The 19,654-nt window shown below is 70.8% G+C and carries 14 protein-coding genes and 1 pseudogene; 6 read left to right on the forward strand and 9 right to left on the reverse strand.

What is annotated here, in order from left to right; all coding sequences use genetic code 11:
• Window positions 1–22 precede the first annotated feature (22 nt).
• Both J7E96_RS24115 and J7E96_RS24120 read right to left on the reverse strand, forming a co-directional pair.
• Window positions 23–3,073, reverse strand: a complete 3,051-nt coding sequence (locus J7E96_RS24115) for a glycoside hydrolase family 38 C-terminal domain-containing protein (protein WP_215133767.1) — start codon at window positions 3,071–3,073, stop codon at window positions 23–25.
• 66 nt (window positions 3,074–3,139) lie between these two features.
• Window positions 3,140–3,532, reverse strand: coding sequence for a VOC family protein (locus tag J7E96_RS24120; protein ID WP_215133768.1), 393 nt, complete (start codon window positions 3,530–3,532; stop codon window positions 3,140–3,142).
• A gap of 39 nt (window positions 3,533–3,571) precedes the next feature.
• On the opposite strand from J7E96_RS24120, the gene J7E96_RS24125 reads away from it, so the two are divergent.
• The gene (locus J7E96_RS24125) at window positions 3,572–4,282 is read left to right on the forward strand and encodes a nucleoside/nucleotide kinase family protein (RefSeq protein WP_285439509.1); all 711 of its coding nucleotides are present in this window, start codon (window positions 3,572–3,574) and stop codon (window positions 4,280–4,282) included.
• 4 nt (window positions 4,283–4,286) lie between these two features.
• Complete coding sequence (locus J7E96_RS24130) at window positions 4,287–5,438, forward strand: aminopeptidase P family protein (protein WP_215133770.1); 1,152 nt, start codon at window positions 4,287–4,289, stop codon at window positions 5,436–5,438.
• Window positions 5,439–5,455: 17 nt separating this feature from the next.
• Here J7E96_RS24130 and treZ read toward each other — a convergent pair whose 3' ends face one another.
• Together treZ and J7E96_RS24140 are read right to left on the reverse strand one after the other, a co-directional pair.
• Window positions 5,456–7,213: a malto-oligosyltrehalose trehalohydrolase gene (treZ, locus tag J7E96_RS24135; RefSeq protein WP_215133771.1), complete on the reverse strand. Its 1,758-nt coding sequence runs from the start codon at window positions 7,211–7,213 to the stop codon at window positions 5,456–5,458.
• A 70-nt stretch (window positions 7,214–7,283) separates the two neighbouring features.
• Window positions 7,284–8,246: a GNAT family N-acetyltransferase gene (locus J7E96_RS24140; RefSeq protein WP_251070346.1), complete on the reverse strand. Its 963-nt coding sequence runs from the start codon at window positions 8,244–8,246 to the stop codon at window positions 7,284–7,286.
• A gap of 156 nt (window positions 8,247–8,402) precedes the next feature.
• Between J7E96_RS24140 and J7E96_RS24145 the strand changes: the two genes are divergently transcribed.
• A complete protein-coding gene (locus tag J7E96_RS24145; RefSeq protein ID WP_215133772.1) occupies window positions 8,403–8,951 on the forward strand; it encodes a DUF1707 and FHA domain-containing protein in 549 nt (182 codons plus the stop codon).
• Between the two features lie 65 nt (window positions 8,952–9,016).
• Here the strand turns inward: J7E96_RS24145 and J7E96_RS38525 are convergent.
• A pseudogene (locus J7E96_RS38525) lies at window positions 9,017–10,097 on the reverse strand (IS630 family transposase).
• Between J7E96_RS38525 and J7E96_RS37635 the strand changes: the two are divergent.
• On the forward strand, window positions 9,982–10,227 hold the full coding sequence (locus tag J7E96_RS37635) for a hypothetical protein (protein ID WP_308296120.1): 246 nt from the start codon (window positions 9,982–9,984) through the stop codon (window positions 10,225–10,227). The pseudogene J7E96_RS38525 and the gene J7E96_RS37635 overlap by 116 nt on opposite strands.
• 7 nt (window positions 10,228–10,234) lie before the next feature.
• Here J7E96_RS37635 and J7E96_RS24155 read toward each other — a convergent pair whose 3' ends face one another.
• Both J7E96_RS24155 and lpdA read right to left on the reverse strand, forming a co-directional pair.
• Complete coding sequence (locus tag J7E96_RS24155; protein ID WP_215133773.1) at window positions 10,235–10,876, reverse strand: gamma carbonic anhydrase family protein; 642 nt, start codon at window positions 10,874–10,876, stop codon at window positions 10,235–10,237.
• A gap of 114 nt (window positions 10,877–10,990) precedes the next feature.
• Window positions 10,991–12,418: a dihydrolipoyl dehydrogenase gene (gene lpdA / locus J7E96_RS24160; RefSeq protein ID WP_215133774.1), complete on the reverse strand. Its 1,428-nt coding sequence runs from the start codon at window positions 12,416–12,418 to the stop codon at window positions 10,991–10,993.
• A 93-nt stretch (window positions 12,419–12,511) separates the two neighbouring features.
• Here lpdA and J7E96_RS24165 point away from each other — a divergent pair, with 93 nt between their 5' ends.
• The gene (locus J7E96_RS24165; RefSeq protein WP_215133775.1) at window positions 12,512–13,450 is read left to right on the forward strand and encodes a LysR family transcriptional regulator; all 939 of its coding nucleotides are present in this window, start codon (window positions 12,512–12,514) and stop codon (window positions 13,448–13,450) included.
• A gap of 319 nt (window positions 13,451–13,769) precedes the next feature.
• Here the strand turns inward: J7E96_RS24165 and treY are convergent, their stop codons facing one another.
• Window positions 13,770–16,133 (reverse strand): malto-oligosyltrehalose synthase, encoded by a 2,364-nt coding sequence (gene treY / locus J7E96_RS24170; protein WP_215133776.1) that lies wholly within the window; start codon window positions 16,131–16,133, stop codon window positions 13,770–13,772.
• Between the two features lie 81 nt (window positions 16,134–16,214).
• Between treY and J7E96_RS24175 the strand changes: the two genes are divergently transcribed.
• Complete coding sequence (locus J7E96_RS24175; RefSeq protein WP_215133777.1) at window positions 16,215–17,462, forward strand: MFS transporter; 1,248 nt, start codon at window positions 16,215–16,217, stop codon at window positions 17,460–17,462.
• Here the strand turns inward: J7E96_RS24175 and glgX are convergent.
• Window positions 17,416–19,533 carry a glycogen debranching protein GlgX gene (glgX, locus tag J7E96_RS24180; protein WP_215133778.1) on the reverse strand — a complete coding sequence of 706 codons (2,118 nt, stop codon included), beginning with the start codon at window positions 19,531–19,533 and terminating at the stop codon, window positions 17,416–17,418. The two genes, J7E96_RS24175 and glgX, sit on opposite strands and share 47 nt — an antisense overlap.
• Between the last annotated feature and the right edge of the window lie 121 nt (window positions 19,534–19,654).

The raw sequence follows: 19,654 nt of genomic DNA on the forward strand, positions 1-19,654 counted from the left end.
AGAACTCCATCGGCCGGCGCTCTCAGCCCCGCGCCAGACGAAGCGTCAGAATCTGGAAGGGGCGCAGGGTCACTTCCAGCGAGCCCCCATGATGGATTCCGTACGCCGCCGAGTCCGCCAGGGGCCGTTCCAGCAGGTCCGTCTCCGTCGCCGAGGTGACCGGGAAGCCGGTTCCGAGCGTCGCCGACGCCCGGCCGCCCGCCGCCTCATACAGGCGCACGATCACATCGCCGCTGCGGTCCTCCGCCAGTTTCACCGCCTCCACCACGACGCGGTCGTCGTCCGACGTGAGCAGTGGTTCGACAGCGGCGCAGGCGCCCCTGACCGTACGCTCAGGAAGGTTGATCCAGTGGCCCTCGCGCACCGCGTCCATGACCGTCGCGCCGGGCGCCAGCGCGAAACACAGGCGGTGGGTGCCCTGGTCGGTGGCGGGGTCCGGGTAGCGCGGGGCGCGGAGGAGGGAGAGGCGGACGGTGGTGGTCTGGCCGCCGTCCTCCCGTACGGCGCGTGTCACATCGTGGCCGTACGTCGAGTCGTTCACGATCGCCGCACCCCACCCCGGCTCCTCCACCTGGATCCAGCGGTGCGCGCAGATCTCGAACTTCGCCGCCTCCCACGACGTGTTGGTGTGCGTGGCACGGAAGACGTGCCCGAACTGCGTCTCGGCGGCCGACCGGTCGGCCTTCACATCGAGCGGGAAGGCCGCCTTCAGGAACTTCTCCGTCTCGTGCCAGTCCACCTCCGTCTCGATGTTCAGGACCTTCGCGCCCGAGTGGAGGGTGAGGCGTTGTACGGCTGTTGAGCCGTCGCCGAAGGAGCGCGAGACCGTCACCACCGCCCGGTCGTCCGTCGACTCCGTCAGGGCGATGCCGTCCACGTCCACCAGGTCCGTCACGTTGTGGCGGTAGAACTCGTCGATGTCCCACGCGTCCCACATGTTTGGGAAGTCCCGGTGGATCTGGAGGAGGTTGGCCGCCCCGCCCGGCGCCACCGCCTCCCGCCGCGCCCCGATGTCGTACGCCGATACCACCAGGCCGCGGCCGTCGACGACGATCCGCAGCAGACCGTTGGCGAGTTCGTAGCCGCCGGACTCGTGGCTCACAGCGGTGACGGGGGTGACGGGGTTGACGCGGGCAGCGGCAGAAGCGGAAGCCACCGCCGCGCCGCCCGCCGGAACTGAACGCCGGGCGTGCGGCGCCGCGTTGAAAGTCACCTCCGCCGAACCCTCGCCCGCCAGCACCCCCTGCGCCGCCGCCGTGATCGCCTCCAGCTCCGCCCGCACCCGCGCGTACGTCTCCCGCGCCTCCCGGTGCACCCACGCGATCGACGAGCCCGGCAGGATGTCGTGGAACTGGTGCAGCAGGACCGTCTTCCAGATCCGCTCCAGGTCCTCGTACGGGTAGGAGTAGCCGGCCACGCGCACCGCCGCCGTCGCCGCCCACAGCTCCGCCTCCCGCAGCAGCGACTCGCTGTGCCGGTTGCCCTGCTTGGTCTTCGCCTGCGAGGTGTACGTACCGCGGTGCAACTCCAGATACAGCTCGCCCGCCCACACCGGCGCGTCCGGATACTCCGCCTCCGCCTTCGCGAAGAAGGCGGACGGCTTCTCGACCGTCACCCTCGCGGAGCCCTCCAGATCCCGCAGGCGCTCCGCCCGCGCCAGCATCTCCCGCGTGGGGCCTCCACCGCCGTCACCCCACCCGAAGGGGGCGAGGGAGCGCGAAGCCCGGCCCTTCTCGCGGTAGTCGCGGGCCGCGTGCGCCATCTGGGCGCCGCCGAGGTCGGAGTTGTACGTATCGACCGGCGGGAAGTGCGTGAAGACGCGCGTGCCGTCGATGCCCTCCCACCAGAAGGTGTGGTGCGGGAACTTGTTGGACTGGCTCCACGAGATCTTCTGCGTCAGGAACCACTTCGAGCCCGACAGCTTGACGAGCTGCGGCATCGCCGCCGTGTAGCCGAAGGAGTCCGGCAGCCAGACCTCATTCGTTTCGATGCCGAATTCGTCCAGGAAGAACTTCTTCCCGTACAAGAACTGCCGGGCCATCGCCTCCCCGCCCACCATGTTGGTGTCCGACTCCACCCACATCCCGCCCACGGGCACGAACTGCCCGCTCTCGATCTTCTTTTTCACCTTCGTGAACACTTCCGGCCGGTGTTCCTTGATCCACGCGAGCTGCTGAGCCTGCGACATCGCGAAGACGAAGCCGGGGTGGGTGTCCATCAGGGCGACCATGTTGGAGGAGGTACGCGCCACCTTCCGCACCGTCTCGCGCAGCGGCCACAGCCACGCCGAGTCGATGTGCGCGTGCCCGACCGCGCTGATGCGGTGCGCGGACGCGTTCGCGGGGGAGGCGAGGACCCCGGCCAGCTCCGCGCGGGCGGGGGCGGCCGTACCGGCGATGCCGGCCAGGTCGACGGCGTCCAGCGCACGCTCGACCGCCCGCAGGATCTCCCAGCGGCGCGCGTCGTCGGTTGCGAGCTCGGTCATCAGCGAGCCCAGCACCTCCAGGTCCTGGACCAGCTCCCACACCTCGCCCTCGAAGACCACCAGGTCCATCCGCCCGACGCGGTACAGCGGATCGTCCGACGCCGTCAGCCTGTCTCCCTCGTACGTCGGCGTATGGCTCGCCAGCACCGGATTGGACGCGGCCTCGACGTACAGCAGCACCTCCTCGCCGCCCTCGGCCGGGTCACCGATCCGCACCCAGTCGTTGAACGGGTTGAGGGCTTTCACGGCCTCCCCGTCGGGGCGGTAGACCAGGCCCTCGCACTGGAAGCCCGGCATCTGCCGGTCGAAGCCGAGGTCGATGACGGCCTCGACGGTACGGCCCCGCCACTCGGCCGGCACCCGCCCCGTGACCCTGAACCACGTGGTGCCCCACGCCGGGCCCCATGCCTGCCCCGCCGCAGCCGGCTCGTACACGGCGGACAGGCCCTCCGCGACCGGGACCGGCTCGCCCGGGGCCTCCCACTTCTCGATGGTCATCGGCAGCGGCCGCGAGCGGACGGCGGGCTTGACGCGCTCGGTGAGGACGCGGCGCAGGCGGTGTTCCACGATGCTTCGGTCGTCATGCATGAGTGACTCCGATGGTGTGGGGCAAGGCGGGACGGCACGGCACGGCGGCGTACTCCCTCTGTGCCCTCAGGCCGGCTGGAGCAGATCCCAGCGGTTGCCGTACAGGTCCTCGAAGACGGCGACAGAACCGTACGGCTCATGGCGTGGCTCCTCCAGGAAGCGGACGCCCGCCGCCGTCATCCGGGCGTGGTCGCGCGCGAAGTCCTCGGTGTGCAGGAAGAAGCCGACGCGCCCGCCCGTCTGCCCGCCCACGCGCGCGAGCTGCGCGTCGTCCTTCGCGCGGGCCAGCAGCAGGCCCGCACCTCCGTCCGTGGACCCGGGCGGGCGCACCACGACCCAGCGGGAGCCGTCGCCCCGGTCGGTGTCCTCGGCCAGCTCGAAGCCGAGGGCGTCGGTGTAGAACGCGATGGCGTCGTCGTAGTCGCGGACGACGAGGGTGACGAGGGCGATGTGCGGCATGGGTTTCTTCCTTCCCCGGCCCGCCCTTTCCCGAACGGGATGAATTCGCGCGCCGAGCGGCACCATGGCTCCATGGAACCGCGCCACCTCGTAGACCGCGCCCGCCGCCTGATCGCCCCCGGCCGCCGCCGCGTCCTCGGCATCGCCGGCGCGCCCGGGGCCGGCAAGTCCACCCTCGCCGCGTACCTCGTCGACCGCCTCGACGGACTCGCCGTACTCGTCCCCATGGACGGCTTCCACCTCGCCGGCGCAGAGTTGGAGCGCCTCGGGCGTACGGGCAGGAAGGGCGCCCCGGACACCTTCGACGCCGCCGGATACGCCGCCCTCCTCGCGCGCCTGCGCTCCCCCGAGACGCCGGACACCGTCGTCTACGCGCCCGCCTTCGACCGGGCGATCGAGGAACCGGTGGCGGGCAGCATCGCCGTACCGGGGCCGCAGGACGTACCGCTCGTCGTCACCGAGGGGAACTACCTGCTCCTCGACGAGGGTCCCTGGGCGCGGGTTCGGGACCTGCTCGACGAGGTGTGGTTCCTGGAGGCCGACGAGGAGGAGCGGGTACGCCGCCTCGTCGACCGGCACGAGAGGTTCGGCAAGTCCCGCCCGGCCGCCGAGCGCTTCGTCCACGCGTCGGACGAGGCCAACGCCCGCCTCGTCACGGGGTGCCGGCACCGCGCCGACCTCGTCGTCACTTTCGCCCTGGGCGCAACCCCGCCATCGCCTGGCGAGGACACCGCGCGCCCGGCAGGATGAGGCCATGTCCTCCGCGCCCGCGTCCGCCGCATCCGCTCCCGCCCCCGCGCCCTTCACCGCCGACGACTACCGCGCCCGCATGGCCCGCGCCGCGCGGTCGGCCGCCGACGCCGGTCTGAACGGCGTACTCGTCGCGCCCGGACCCGACCTGGACCACCTCACCGGCTACCGCCCCACCGCCACCACCGAACGGCTGACGATGCTCGTCCTGTCCGTCGAACAGGACCCGGTCCTCGTCGTGCCGACCCTGGAGGCGCCGGACGCCGAGCAGGCCCCCGGCGCCGCCGCACTCACCCTGCGCGACTGGACGGACGGCAAGGACCCGTACGCCGTCACCGCGCCGCTCCTCGACTTCGACGGCCGCTTCGCGGTCAGCGACAACACCTGGGCGATGCACCTGCTCGGCCTCCAGCATGCTCTGCCGGCCACCTCGTACGTATCGCTGACCGAGGCCCTGCCCATGCTGCGGGCCGTCAAGGACGCCGCCGAGCTGGCCCGCCTGGAGGCCGCGGGCGCGGCCGCGGACGCGACGTACGAGGAGATCGTCAAGGTCCGCTTCTCGGGGCGGCGGGAGAACGAGGTGGCCGCGGAACTCGCCCACCTCCTCACGCAGTTCGGACACGAGCAGGTGGACTTCACGGTCGTCGGCAGCGGCCCGAACGGCGCCAACCCACACCACGAGGCCGGTGAGCGCGTCATCGAGGAGGGCGACATGGTCGTCCTCGACTTCGGCGGCCTCAAGCACGGTTACGGCTCCGACACCTCCCGTACGGTCCATGTCGGCGCCCCGAGCGCCGAGGAGCAGCGCGTCCACGACGTCGTACGGGAGGCGCAGCAGGCGGCGTTCGAGGCGGTGCGGCCGGGGATCGCCTGCCAGGAGGTGGACCGGGTGGCGCGCGCGGTCATCACCGAGGCGGGGTACGGCGAGCGGTTCATCCACCGCACCGGACACGGCATCGGGGTGACCACGCACGAACCGCCGTACATGATCGAGGGCGAGGAGCAGCCGCTCGTACCGGGCATGTGCTTCTCCGTCGAGCCCGGCATCTACCTGCCGGGGCGCTTCGGGGTACGCATCGAGGACATCGTGACCGTGACGGGGGACGGCGGGCGCCGCCTCAACACGACGGCCCGCGAGATGGCCGTCGTCGGTTAGCGCTTCGGGGGGAGGTGTCAGCCGTTGGCGGGGCCCAGTACGACACACGACTCCGGCGGCAGGCGCAGCAGCCCGTCCGCCACCGGCGCGTCCACCGGCTCCCAGGCCGCCAGCACGCGGCTCAAACCGTTGCGGCCGAGGCCGATCGTGGCGGGCTCCTTCGACAGGTTCACCGCGACGCGGATGTCACCGCGCCGGTACGCCAGCCAGCGCGCGCCCTCGTCGTACGCGACCTTGACCGCCGCCAGGTCCGGGTCGGCGAGGTCGGGCCGCTCGCGGCGCAGCGCGATCAGCTCGCGGTACCAGGCCAGCACGCGCGCGTGCGGCTCGTTCTCCCGCTCGGACCAGTCCAGACAGGAGCGTTCCCTGGTACGCGGGTCCTGCGGGTCCGGGATGTCCTCCGCCGCCCATCCGTGCGCCGCGAACTCCCGCCTCCTGCCCTCCCTTACGGCCTGCGCGAGCTCCGGATCGGTGTGGTCGGTGAAGAACTGCCAGGGGGTGCGTGCCGCCCATTCCTCACCCATGAAGAGCATGGGGACGTACGGGCCGGTGAGGACCAGGGTGGCGGCGCAGGCGAGCAGACCGGGGGAGAGGGTGGCGGAAAGGCGGTCTCCCAGGGCCCTGTTGCCGACCTGGTCGTGCGTCTGGGCGTAACCGAGGAAGCGGTGCGCGGCGGTTTTCGTGCGGTCCACGGAACGTCCGTGGGTGCGTCCCCGGAACGTCGAATACGTGCCGTCGTGAAAGAACACCTGCGTGAGGGTCTTGGCGAGCGCACCGAGGGGAGCGCGGGCGAAGTCGGCGTAGTAGCCCTGGGACTCGCCGGTGAGGGCGGTGTGCAGAGCGTGGTGGAAGTCGTCGTTCCACTGAGCGTGCAGACCCAGGCCCCACGACTCGCGCGGAGCAGTCGTCCGAGGGTCCCCCAGATCCGACTCGGCGATCAGGAAGAGCGTCCTGCCCAGCTCGCCGGAGAGCGTGTCCACGGCCGTGGAGAGCTCTTCCAGGAAGGTCAGCGCGCGCGTGTCGGCGAGGGCGTGGACGGCGTCCAGCCGCAGTCCGTCGATGCGGTAGTCGCGCAGCCACGCGAGCGCGCTGCCGAGCAGGTACGCGCGTACCTCGTCGGACCCGGGAGCGTCGAGGTTGACGGCCGAACCCCAGGGCGTGTGGTGCGTGTCCGTGAAGTAGGGGCCGAAGAGGGGCAGGTAGTTGCCCGAAGGACCGAGGTGGTTGTGGACCACGTCGAGCACGACGCCGAGCCCGAGACCGTGCGCCGTGTCGACGAAACGCTTGAGCCCTTCGGGGCCGCCGTACGGTTCGTGCACCGCCCACAGGGACACACCTTCGTACCCCCAGCCGTGCGTTCCCGGGAACGGGCAGACGGGCATCAGCTCGACATGGGTGACGCCCAGCTCCGCCAGATGGCCGAGCCGCCGGGCGGCCGCGTCGAAGGTGCCCTCGGAGGTGTACGTACCGACGTGCAGCTCGTAGAGGACCGCCCCCGCCAGTGGTGTGCCGCCCGGCCAGTCCGTCCGCCACTCGTGGGCGTTGTGGTCCACGACGGCGCTGAGACCGTCGGGCCCGTCCGGCTGCCGGCGCGAGCACGGGTCGGGCAGGACACGGCCGCCGTCCAGGGCGTAGCCGTAACGTGCCCCTTCACCCCCGTCGGCGTCGGCCGTCCACCACCCGTCCCGCGCCGGATCACGCTCCATGGCGTACGTCCTGCCCGCCAGCTGAAGCTCTGCCTGCCCGGCCTTCGGCGCCCACACCTCGAACAGCACTGGCGGCCCCTCTCGTCGACGATGCCGCCAACCATGGTGCGTCAGCCGGGCGTGATCCGCCGGTAAATCGTCAGCTCCAGGTCATATTGATCGCGCGCTCGAAATTGACGTACCCGGCGCGCTCGAAGGCCTTGGCCATCGGAACATTGGCGAGGTCCGTCGCCGCGCGGATACGGGGCACGTCCTGGGCGGCGAGGACACGCGTCCCCTCGGCGAGGATGTCGTCGATGTAGCCGTGGCCGCGATGGGCGGGCACGACACCGATGTAGGCGATGGTGTGGTGGTAGTTGTTGCGCGCCGGTACGACGAAACCGACCGGACCGCCACCGCCCGGGAGTTCGGCGATCCGCCACCACTCGCGCGGTGACGTGTAGGCGGCGAACTCCTCCTCGTACTGCAGATCGGCGGCCTCACGCGCGCTGAGCCCCGACGCCAGCTCGCTCTGGCTGTGCGCGTCGAGCGTGCCCTCCAGGACCAGCGTCATCAGCGCGACGAGCTCCTCCCGGTCTTCCGCCGGACGGAACGTCAGCCGGCCGGCGGGCTCGGGGAGCGGAGTGCCCGGGCGCCATTCGAGCCGCAGGCGCTCGACGAGCAGCCGCGCCCCGGTCTTCTCCAGGACCCTCATCCGGGCCTCGACCACGTCGCGGGCCACCGCGTCGTCGTGCCAGTCGGGCGGAACGAAACGGCCGTACTCGGGACGCGGCGCTCCGGCCGGGAGAACGGCGTCCGACGCCGTCTCCAGAAGGCGCAGGCCGATCTCGCCGCGCTCGGGCTCCGCCAGCGTGTCGTCCAGGTCGAAGAAGTCGAGAGCGCCCGGCGGGTCACCGGCCCTGGAGGTCCACCAGGAGAGGCGGGCCAGTACCCGGTCGCCGCGCAGCGCCACCCACATCCACTCGGGACGGCGGCGGCCGGTGGCGAGGTCGTCCGCCAGCTCGTGGTCGAGAACGTACGCGAGCCGGCAGAAGAGACCGAGCTCCTCCGGTCCCGCGAGCGGTCGTACGATCAGTTCCTGGTCCTGCGGTATGGCGGTCAAGCCGTCCCCCTGTGACGTGTGAGTCCGCAGACAGTAACAATCATGATGCGGCTCCGGGCACGGAATCAGTCCGCGCAGGTCAGGTCGCAGGTCAGGCCGTACGGGATGACCTCTTCTTCTGGACACCTGAGCCCGCTCGGCCCGACAATCAGCTCTGTGACGTCCTCCTTCGAGTTCCCCACGTATCCCGCCCGGCTGTCCGACGCCGAGCGCGACCGTGTCCTCGGGGTGCTCAGAGAAGGCGCGGCCCAGGGGAAGTTGTCGCACGACACCTTCATGCGCCGGATGGAACTCGCCCTGGTCGCCCGCCGCTCCGACGAACTGGCCGTACTCACCTCCGATCTGGAGACCGAGAGCCGCTGGGCGCGGGGGCTGTTCAGCGCGGTGGAACGGGCGTCGGCGTTCACGGTGGGGCTGCGCAGGGCGTGGCAGTCGGAGCGGCTGCCGAAGCTGCTGTTCCCCGAACCGGGTCCGTACCCGCTGAGGATCGGGCGCGATCCCGCGAACGGACTGCGGCTCAGCCACGACACGGTCTCGCGCGTGCACGCCGAACTGTCCGTCCAGGGCGGCAGGTGGATCCTGCGCGACCTCGGTTCGACCAACGGCACGTCCGTCAACGGGCGCCGCGTCACGGGAGCCGTCCTGGTGCGGGACGGGGACCAGGTGAGCTTTGGACGGATGAGCTTCCGCCTCTCCGCGCGCTGAGTTCCAGTTGATTCTCACGGTCGACCGGGTGGTCGGGGTTGAGCGACCCCAGTTCTAGTGCCGCATCAGGCAACGCTCGCCCTGTCAACCACTTCACGTAGCCGTTCGTCGGCGGCGTGCTTGTTCCGCCAGATGATGTAGCGGCGGATCATGCTGCCCTGCTCCTTGTGGCTGGCATGGTCCGTGCCGTCCAGCGCGAAGTAGCGCAGGGCGGTGAACTGGGCCTCGATGCGGTTGAGCCAGGAGCTGTTGGTCGGCGTGTAGGCGAACTCGACGTTGTTGGCTGCGGCCCAGTCGCCGACCCGGGAGTCCTTCTTCGTGGTCAGGTGCGGGGAAAAGTTGTCGAGCACGATCGCGATCCGGACCTCGGGCGGGTGGAGGCCGCGCAGGTAGCGGCAGAACTCCAGGAACCTCGTGCGGTGCTTTCTCGGCTTGATGTGGCCGTAGAGCTGGTCCTTGCCCAGGTCGTAGGCGGCGAACAGGTGCCTGACCCCGTGCGGGCGGGTGTAGGTCGCCCGACGGCGGGGCCTTGGCTCCCGGTCGGGGTCCTTGTGCTTCCCGCCGCGCTCGGCCCACTGCCGGCCCGGGTGCGGCTGGAGGTTGAGCGGCCGAACTCGTCAAGGCAGAACACGACTTCGGGCTCGCCTTCCTCGGGCATGACCTCGCCGTCGGCGATGGCGTAGAGGTGCTCGACGCGGGCCTTCTTGGCGGCATAGTCGGGGTCACGGGAGGTCTTCCAAGTCTTCATGCGTTGAAACGAGACGCCCTCCTCGCGGAGCAGGACCCGAAGGCCCTCGTGGCTGATGTCGTCGACCACCCCCTCGGCGACCAGGAAGTCGGCCAGCTTGGCCAGGCTCCAGGTCGAGAAGGGAAGGCCGTGCTCGGCCGGCTTGGACTTGGCGATCTTCTTGATCTCACGGCGTCTGGGAGGGTGAACGTCTTGGGCCGGCCGCCCTTGTACTTCGGGTAGAGGGAGTCGAAGCCGCCGGCGTTGAAGTTGTGGATCACGTCCCGGACCCGGTCTGCGCTGGTGAACGTCACCTCGGCGATCTTCGCCACGGGCATGCCCTGCGCGGACAGCAGCACCATCTGGGCCCGCCGCCAGGTCACCACCGACCCGGTGCCCCTGCGGATGATCCGCAGCAGCCGCCGACCCTCGTCGTCATCGATCTCGCGGATACGTACTCGTTCGGCCACCAGCACAGCGTGCCGGACGCGCGCCGCCGGAGTGGAATCCGGACGGCGCGTCACCTCAGCACAGCACAAGGGTCACTGATGCGGCGCTAGCCGAGATTCAGAACCTCATCGTCCGCGTGCGTGCCGAACTCGGCGACGCGCACCTCCGCGATCTGCTCGTACCGGCTGATCCGGTCGGTCCACTCCGCGTCGACACCGAACGCCACCTGCGCGAAGCCCACCCGGCCGACGGCCTCGGCCAAGCCCGGATCACCAGGGGCCAGCAGCCGCACCGGCGCGTCAAGCGCCACGGTGTGCGGCGGCACGAAGTACTCGTCCGGCAGAACGGTGCGCGCATGGACGAGCGCGCCGACAGCGACAACCGAGCCAGCCCCCAACCGTGCGCACTGCAGAACCGTCGCCGTGGTCGCCACATAGACGCACCTGCCGACCTCGCAGCCCAGCAGCGTGGCATGCGGCCCCACGAAGACGTGGTCGCCGACAAGCACCGGCTGATCGCCAGCGACCGCAGACCCGCGCAACACCGCGTTCTCGCAGATCACCGCCGCCTCCCCGACCTCGATCCGAGACCCCTCGGCATCGAGCACCGCACCGTACATCACCCGCGCCCTCGGCCCCACGTGGACATTACCGACCAGCGTGGCCGTCGGGGCGACGTAGGCGGTGGGATGGACCTGCGGTTCATGCCCGCGATGCCGGATGCGGATTCCCTGCGTTTCAGCGATCATGAGCGGATTCTCGCCCGACCGACCGCGAGCATGCTGGCGGTTTTCAGACATCGCGTTCGTCGCAGCTCAGCTCAGCTCAGCCCGCCGTGCCGAGTCACGGGCCGGCCCGCCCCGCTACTGCTGGTGCAGGCCCCGTCCGGCGAGAGTGAGGAAGGCTTCGCCGACCGCCTCGGAAAGCGTGGGGTGGGCGTGGATGTGGCGGGCGACGTCGGAGGGCTCGGCGTCCCAGCCGACGATCAGCTGGCTCTCGGCGATCATCTCGGAGACGTTGGGGCCCACGAGATGCACGCCGAGAACCTGCCCGCCACGCGCGGCGACTACCTTCACCACGCCGCCCTGACCGTGCACCATGCCCTTGGCCACAGCGGTCAGGGGCATGGTGTTGACCACGACGTCGTGATCGCGGCCCCGTGCCTCCGCCTCGCCCAGACCGACCGACGCGGTCTGCGGCGAGGAGTACGTGACCCGGGGAACCGCCGCGTAGTCCACGGGCGGTGAGGCGAGGCCCGCCAGCGTCTCGGCCACCAGCAGGCCCTCCGCGAACGAGGCGTGGGCCAGACCGAGCGACGGCGGTGGCAGGAGGTCACCGACCACATGAATGCCCGGTACGGCCGTCTCCAGCCGGGACCAGTCGGCGGGCGCGACGAAACCGCGCTCGTCGGTGGTCAGTCCGGCCGCCGCCAGGCCGAGCCCGTCGGTCACCGGGGCGCGGCCCACGGCGACCAGCAGCCGCGCGGCCTCGACCGTGCGCGTCTCGCCGCGCGAGGTGCGGACATTCGCCCGTACACCGCTCTCGAGCACGGTCGCGTCCAGCAGCCGCGCGCCCACCCGCACGTCGATGCCGCGCTTCTTCAGGCCCCGCGTCAAGTGGCGGGACACGTCCGCGTCTTCGAGCGGTACGAGCCGGTCCGCGGCCTCGACCAGGGTGACCTCGGCGCCCATGGAACGGTGGAACGAGGCGTACTCCACGCCGATCGCACCACCGCCGAGCACCAGGACCGACTGCGGCAGTCCGGGAGCGAACAGTGCGTCGTCACTCGTGACGACGCGGTTGCCGTCCGGGTCGAGGCCCGGCAGCGTACGCGGACGGGATCCGGTCGCAAGGACGATGCCACGGCGCGCGGTGAAGTTGCCGCCACCGCCGCCACCGCCGCCACCTTCTGTCCGTACGCTCCGGGGACCGGTCAATTCGGCGTTCCCGTGAACGACTTCGACGCCCGCGTGCGACAGGTGTGCCTCGACGCCCTTGTGGTTGCGGGACACGATGTCGTCCCTGGTGGCAACGAGCGCCGGCCAGTCCACCGACTCCAGTGTCGCCTTCACACCCCACCGCTCCCGCGCCTCCGCGATGCCGTCGACGAGTTCGGCGGCGTGCAGCATCGCCTTGCTGGGAATGCAGCCGCGGTGCAGGCACGTGCCGCCCACCTTGTCGCGCTCCACCAGGACGACCTTCAGGCCGAGGGACGCGGCGCGCAGGGCGGTGCTGTAACCCCCGGTGCCGCCGCCGATCACGATCACATCGGTTTCATGAGTCTCAGTCATGGCCTCACCCTCCGCCCGCTCCTTGCTATGAGTCCAAGGCAATGTTTCTCTGACTCCCATGCACAGCCTTTATGGGAAAGGGAGGGGTGGCGGATGAGCCTGCGGCAGATGGAGTACTTCCTCACGGTCGTCGAGGAGGAGTCCTTCACCCGGGCGGCCGAGATCCTGCACGTCACGCAGCCCGCCCTCTCCCACCAGATCAAGGCCCTGGAGAAGTCCGTCGGCGGGGCGCTGCTGGAACGCATGCCGCGCGGCGTACGGCTGACGGTGATGGGCCGCGCCTTCCTGCCGCACGCCGAACTCGCCGTGCGCAGCGCCGTCCAGGCCCGGCGCGCCGCCAGGGCGGCCGCCGGGGCGGAGGGCGGCGAGCTGCACATCGCCACCGTCCACTCCGTGGCCGTCGGCATCCTGCCCGACGTCTTCGCCCGCTGGCGTCGCGAACACCCTGGCGTGGCCCTGGTTCTGCACGAGTACGCGACGACCGAGGCACTGGAAGAGCAACTGGAACGGGGCGTGGCCGACCTGGCGGTCGGGCCGGCCCCGCCGCGCTCGTGGCAGGGCCCGGTGGTGCCGGTCGGGGAGGAGGAGATTGTCCTGGTCGTGGCCTTCGACGACCCTCTGGCCGGTCGTACGTCGGTACGCCTGTCGGAGCTGGCCGACCGTACGTGGGTGCGGTGCGCGATGGAGGCGGTGATCGACGGGCGGCAGTTCCTCGACTGGGCCTGCGCCAAGGAGGGCTTCGCGCCGCGCACGGCGGTCCGTACCGAGCACACCTCGACGGCGGTGCGGATGGCGGCGGCGGGGGTGGGGGTGGCGACCGCGCCGTCGCACGTGGTGCGGGGGGCGGTGGGGGAGGACTGTGTGGTGCTGCCGGTCGACCCTCCCTGGCGGCGCGCCCTGACGGTCTTCTCCCGCGTCGAGCTCACCGGCGCGGCGGCGGCGTTCGCCGGTCTGCTGTGCGATGCGTGGCCGCACGGGAAGCCCCGGGATCCCTCGGTACGGGCGTACGGGGACTGCACCGCGACGTCGTGACGGCGGAGGCATTCTTCCCCACCCCGCCCCTTCCCGAACTGGGGCTCCGCCCCAGACCCGGGTCCTCAAACGCCGGACGGGCTGGTTGGTACCGCACGCGGCACGTCCGGCCGTGCTCTGCGGGCCGTGCTCGCCAAGGGGAATTCAGCCCGTCCAGGGGGTCCCTCCCATGCCCTCAAGGCTATGGGGGAGTTTGAGGACACGCCCGCAGGGCGTCTGTGTGGTCTGGGGGCTGGGGCTTGCCCCCCATCGCGGCGGAGCCGCAAAGTGTCACAGCGGGAAGGGGCGGGGTGGGGAACAGCACCGCAGGAGAACGCCCTTACGCCCGCTCCTGCGTCAGGAGCGACACCGGACGTTCTGCGAAGAGGTCGGCCACTCGCACCGCCCCGGAGTAACCCCGCCCCGGAGCCAGCACATCCCCCCACACCCCCTCCGGCAGCACCAGCTCCGTGTCCCGCCAGCCGCCCGCCTCCGCCAGCCGCAGCGACAAGCGCGTGACGGCTGTCACCGCCTCCCCGGAGCGGCAGAACGCCACGCAGTGGCCGGCCGCCGGGCCCACGGCCGTGAGCGGCGTGTACGTGCCCGACTCGCCGAAGACGTCGGGGCGCTCCCGCCGCAGCCCCAGCGCCGCCACTGTGACGGCGTACTTCTCCGCAGACAGGCCCTCCTCGCCGGCGGCGGGCGGCGTGAAGTCGACCGGACGCCGGTTGTCCGGGTCCACCAGGGCGCAAAACTCCCGTTCCGTGCCCTGGTAGAGATCCGGCACCCCCGGCATCGTCAGATGCAGCAGCGCGGCCCCGAGCATATTGGCCCGTACGTACGGACCCAGATCCCGCGCGAACTTCGCCACCGTCTCGAACGGCGGCCCCGCGGGACCCGCCGCCACGAAGTCGGCCACCGCCTGCTCGTACACCGCGTCCTGCTCGGTCCAGCTGGTGTGCAGCCCCGCCTCCCGTACGGACTTCAGCAGCGCGGCCGTCAGCCGCTCCCCGTCGGGCTCCCCGAAGCCGAGCGCGGTCTGCCAGGCCGTCCACGCGAGGTGAGCGTCGGGGGCGGGGACAGGGACCGAGGCCAGCCCCGCCAGCAGCCGGGCCCAGCGCTGCGGGCACTCGGACAGCACTGCGATCCGCGCGCGTACGTCCGCGCTGCGCTTCGTGTCGTGCGTGGACAGCACGGTGCCGGTGGCCGGCCAGTCGCGGGCCAGCCGCGCGCAGAAGGCGTGGAAGTCCGCCGGAGCCGAACTCGGCGCCCCGGGATCGCCGCCCACCTCGTTCGCCGAGAGCAGCGGCGTGTACCGGTAGAAGGCCGTGTCCTCCACCGACTTGGCGCGCAGCGCCGAAGCCGTCTGCGCGAACCGCGCACAGAACGCCGCACGGTCCGGCCCCCCGCCCAGCCTCCCCAGCGCCAGATCGCGCACCAGGTCGACGACCGCCGCCTCCTCCGGCACCGCGAACGCCGCCTTCACCTGCCGCACCGCTTCCACCGGCACGGCGGCCTCGGCGCTCTCGGGACAGGGCCCGCCCGCCGTCACGTACGGGCGGTACACGGGAACGCGCACCAGCAGTTCCCGTACGGCTGTGCGCAGCGCCCACGGCGCGAAGTCGCGCAACGCGGGATCAGCCGCACAGATCCGTTCCGCCGTACGGACGAGGTAACGGGTCTCGGCGGCCAGCTCGTGCGTGAGCACCTTGTACGCCGATCGTCGTACTGTCGCTTCCCAGTAACCGCCGCGGTCCCCGGAAGGGCCCGCGAAATCGCGGTAATGAGCGGTCAGTTCCCCGACGCCGTCCGGATCGGTGAACAGACCGTCGATGCGGTACAGCGCGTCGTACCCCGTCGTACCCGCGACCGGCCATTCGGCGGGCAGCCGCTCGCCGCCGGTCAGGATCTTCTCCACGACCGTCCAGCGGCCCCCGGCCGCCGCACCGAGGCGCCGCAGGTACGCCTCCGGGTCGGCGAGCCCGTCCGGGTGGTCGATCCGCAGGCCCTCCACCACCCCGTCCTCCATCAGCTGAAGGATCTTCGCGTGCGAAGCGGCGAAGACCTCCGGATCCTCCACCCGGACCCCGATCAGCTCCGAAATGGTGAAGAAGCGCCGGTAGTTCAGTTCGGTCCGCGCCAGCCGCCACCACGTGAGCCGGTACCACTGGGCATCCAGCAGCTCGGGCAGTGGCAGCCGCGCCGTGCCCTCGCGCAGCGGGAACACGTGGTCGTAGTAGCGCAGGGTCTCGCCGTCGACCGTGAGCCCCTCCAGCTCGTCACCGATCCGGTGCGCCAGTACGGGCAGGAGGATCTTGCCGCCGGCCGCCTCCCAGTCGATGTCGAACCACCGGGCGTACGGCGAACCGGGACCCTCTCTCAGCACCTCCCACAGCGGTTGGTTCAGGCTTTCGGGCGCCGGTACGGCCATATGGTTCGGCACGATGTCCAGGATCAGACCGAGGCCGTGCGCGTGAGCCGTACGGGACAGCGCGCGCAGTCCCTCCTCGCCGCCGAGTTCGGCCCGCACGCGCGCGTGGTCGACGACGTCGTATCCGTGCTGGGAGCCGGGCACGGCTTCGAGCACGGGTGACAGATGCAGATGGGAGACCCCGAGCGCGGCCAGATAGGGCACCGCTTCCTCGGCGGCCGAGAAGGGGAAGTCGGAGCGGAGCTGGAGCCGATAGGTTGCGGTGGGCGTCATGCGAACGTACGTACCCGGATTGGGCGCTTCTGTGTCATCGGCCCATGCGTACGTGTGATGACCCGGTATTACGTTCACCTGATGCCGGGAACCTTTCGCACCTATGGCAAGGTCATCGCCCTCACCAGTCCCGTGCTGCCCGTCGTGTCGTTCCTCGGCAGGCTGCCGACCGCGATGTGCCAGCTCGGCAGCCTGCTGCTGGTGGCCGAGACCAGCGGCAGCCTCGCCACGGCAGGACTGGTCGGCGGCGCCCTCGCGGCAGGACAGACGGCCGGCGGGCCGCTCCTCGGCCGGGTGGCGGACCGCCACGGACAGCGCACCGTCGTCCTGGTCGCCGCCCTCGTCAACGCGGTCGCCGTCGCGGCGCTCGTGTTCGCCGCCCTCGACCACGTCGGAACGCTTCCCCTCGCGCTCATCGGCGCGCTCGCGGGAGCGAGCGTTCCCCAGGTCGGTCCGATGGCGCGTACGAGATCGGTCGCGATCGCCCGCAGGAACGGCGCCGACGAACGGATCGTCGGAGCCGTCCTGTCGTTCGAGGGAACGCTCGACGAGGTGTCCTTCGTCCTCGGCCCCGCCCTCGTCGGCCTCGCGGCGGCCCTCGCGCACCCGGCGGCCGCCCTGCTCGTGGCAGCGGGTCTACTGGCCGTATGCGGCACCTGGTTCGCACTGCATCCGACGGCGTCCCGGGTACGCCCAGCGTCCCGGCAGGCATCCTCCGTACGTACGAGCCTGCCCCGCGCCGTCTACGCGCTGCGCACCGCGATGGTCCTCCAGGGAGCCATGTTCGGCGCGTCCCAGGCAGGCATCACGGCGCTCACGGGACGGCTCGGGCAGCCGGAGCAGGCCGGGCTCGTCTACGCGGCCATGGGCGTCATGAGCGCGGCCGCCGGACTCGCCATGGCGGCAGTGCCCGCCAGGATCACCCTGACGGCCCGCTGGCGCGCCGCGACGGCGGCCCTGGTCGTGCTGTCCGTCCCGCTGCTGTTCGTACGGTCCCTGTGGGCGCTGTACGCCGTCGTCGTGGTCCTCGGAGTGGCGTACGCCCCCCACCTGATCACCATCTTCGGCCTCACCGAACGGATCGTTCCCGAGAACAGACTGGCCGAGTCGATGGCCTTCCTGACAAGCGGCATCGTCGGCGGCCAGGCCCTCGCCCTCGCTCTCTCGGGCCGTCTGGCGGAGGGGAGCGGGGCGCCCGCGGCGTTCGCCGTCGCGGTAGGGGCGGCCACGCTCTGCACCGTACTGGCGTGGTCCACCAGCCCCGCCCCCAAAGCCCCGGCCCCTAGGCCGGCCGCTGCAACACCACCAGGCTCCGTCCGATCAGCGTGACCAGCTCGCCCGCTCCCACCTTCGGACCGCTCCCCGGTGGCACCCCTTCGGCCCGCGCCGTGTCGACCACGACCTGCCACTGCTTCCCGTGGTTGATCGGCACCGTGAAGTCGAGGTCCTTCGCGCTCGCGTTGAACATCAGGAGGAAGGAGTCGTCCGAGATCCGCTCACCGCGCGGCCCCGGCTCCGAAATCGCGTGACCGTTCAGGAAGACCGTCAGCGCCTTCGCGTGAGCCGCCTGCCAGTCCCGCTGGGCCATCTCCTTGCCGTCCGGTGTGAACCACGCGATGTCCGACAGGTCGTCGTGCGTGCCCTCCACCGGACGCCCGTGGAAGAAGCGCCTGCGCCGGAAGACCGGATGGTCCCGCCGCAGCCACACCATCGCGCGCGTGAACGTGTGGAGCGAGCCCTCCTCGTCGTCCTTGTCCGGCCAGTGCACCCAGGACAGCTCGTTGTCCTGGCAGTAGGCGTTGTTGTTGCCGCGCTGGGTCCGCGCGAACTCGTCCCCGTGCGACAGCATCGGCACGCCCTGCGACAGCATCAGCGTCGCGATGAAGTTGCGCATCTGGCGGGCGCGCAGCTCCAGGATCGCGGGATCGTCCGTGTCTCCCTCCGCCCCGCAGTTCCACGACCGGTTGTGGCTCTCGCCGTCCCGGTTGCCCTCACCGTTGGCCTCGTTGTGCTTCTCGTTGTACGAGACCAGGTCGGCCAGCGTGAAACCGTCGTGGCAGGTGGTGAAGTTGATGGACGCCAGCGGCCTGCGCCCGTCGTCCTGGTACAGGTCCGACGAGCCCGTGAGCCGCCCCGCGAACTCCGCGATCGTCCTCGGCTCCCCCCGCCACAGGTCCCGCACGGTGTCCCGGTACTTGCCGTTCCACTCGGTCCACAGCGGCGGGAAATTCCCCACCTGATAGCCGCCCTCGCCCACGTCCCACGGCTCGGCGATCAGCTTCACCTGGCTGACCACCGGGTCCTGCTGCACCAGGTCGAAGAAGGACGAAAGCCGGTCCACCTCGTGGAACTGCCTGGCCAGCGTTGCCGCCAGATCGAAGCGGAAGCCGTCGACGTGCATCTCCGTCACCCAGTACCGCAGCGAATCCATGATCAGCTGGAGTACGTGCGGCGAGCGCATAAGGAGGGAGTTCCCAGTCCCCGTCGTATCCATGTAGTAGCGGGGATCGTCGGCGAGACGGTAGTACGAGGCGTTGTCCAGCCCCCGGAAGGACAGCGTGGGGCCCAGATGGTTCCCCTCCGCCGTGTGGTTGTAGACGACGTCGAGGATCACCTCGATGCCCGCCCGGTGCAGCGCCCGTACGGCGGTCTTGAACTCCAGGACCTGCTGGCCGCGGTCGCCCCACGACGCGTACGCGTTGTGCGGGGCGAAGAATCCGATGGTGTTGTAACCCCAGTAGTTGCTCAGATTCGCGTCGGCCAGCCGGTGATCGTTGACGAACTGGTGCACCGGCATCAATTCGAGCGCCGTCACGCCCAGTTCCGTCAGGTGCGAAATGATCGACGGATGCGCCAGCGCCGCGTACGTCCCCCGGAGCTCGTCGGGGAGGTCCGGATGCATCATCGTGAGGCCCTTCACATGGGCCTCGTAGAGGATCGTGCGGTGATAGTCCGTGCGAGGCGGGCGGTCGTCACCCCAGTCGAAGTACGGATTGACCACCACCGACGCCATCATGTGCGGCGCCGAGTCCAGGTCGTTGCGTGAGTCCGGCTTTCCGAAGTGGTAGCCGTACACCGCCTCGCCCCAGTCGATCTTCCCGCTGATCGCCCGCGCGTACGGGTCGAGCAGCAGCTTGGCGGAGTTGCACCGCTTGCCCTGCGCGGGGGCGTACGGGCCGTGGACCCGGTAGCCGTAGCGCTGGCCCGGCATGATGCCGGGCAGAAAGGCATGGCGTACGAACGCGTCGGTCTCGCGCAGTTCTACCGCCGTCTCCGAACCGTCGTCGTGCAACAGGCACAACTCGATCCGGTCGGCGGCCTCCGAATAGACAGCGAAATTTGTTCCGGCGCCGTCGTACGTGGCGCCGAGTGGGTAAGCCTCTCCCGGCCAGACCTGCATGCGATCGACTCTTCCACTTCTGATCCGGGTTCTGCGGGGCACTTCGCACAAGATCTTCCCCGAAAGTGGGGCAACCTCCTAGGACTTCGCGCCGTCCTACCGGGTGACCACGCATACCCGG

The sequence above is a fragment of the Streptomyces sp. ISL-96 genome (assembly GCF_018614035.1).
In the GTDB taxonomy this organism is placed as follows: domain Bacteria; phylum Actinomycetota; class Actinomycetes; order Streptomycetales; family Streptomycetaceae; genus Streptomyces.

What these genes read in the sequence shown, in the direction of transcription:
- J7E96_RS24115 (WP_215133767.1), bottom strand. Translation starts at nt 3,073, where the DNA reads ATGCATGACGACCGAAGCATCGTGGAACACCGCCTGCGCCGCGTCCTC.
- J7E96_RS24120 (WP_215133768.1), bottom strand. Translation starts at nt 3,532, where the DNA reads ATGCCGCACATCGCCCTCGTCACCCTCGTCGTCCGCGACTACGACGAC.
- J7E96_RS24125 (WP_285439509.1), top strand. Translation starts at nt 3,572, where the DNA reads ATGAATTCGCGCGCCGAGCGGCACCATGGCTCCATGGAACCGCGCCAC.
- J7E96_RS24130 (WP_215133770.1), top strand. Translation starts at nt 4,287, where the DNA reads ATGTCCTCCGCGCCCGCGTCCGCCGCATCCGCTCCCGCCCCCGCGCCC.
- J7E96_RS24155 (WP_215133773.1), bottom strand. Translation starts at nt 10,876, where the DNA reads ATGATCGCTGAAACGCAGGGAATCCGCATCCGGCATCGCGGGCATGAA.
- lpdA (WP_215133774.1), bottom strand. Translation starts at nt 12,418, where the DNA reads ATGACTGAGACTCATGAAACCGATGTGATCGTGATCGGCGGCGGCACC.
- J7E96_RS24165 (WP_215133775.1), top strand. Translation starts at nt 12,512, where the DNA reads ATGAGCCTGCGGCAGATGGAGTACTTCCTCACGGTCGTCGAGGAGGAG.
- treY (WP_215133776.1), bottom strand. Translation starts at nt 16,133, where the DNA reads ATGACGCCCACCGCAACCTATCGGCTCCAGCTCCGCTCCGACTTCCCC.
- J7E96_RS24175 (WP_215133777.1), top strand. Translation starts at nt 16,215, where the DNA reads ATGCCGGGAACCTTTCGCACCTATGGCAAGGTCATCGCCCTCACCAGT.
- glgX (WP_215133778.1), bottom strand. Translation starts at nt 19,533, where the DNA reads ATGCAGGTCTGGCCGGGAGAGGCTTACCCACTCGGCGCCACGTACGAC.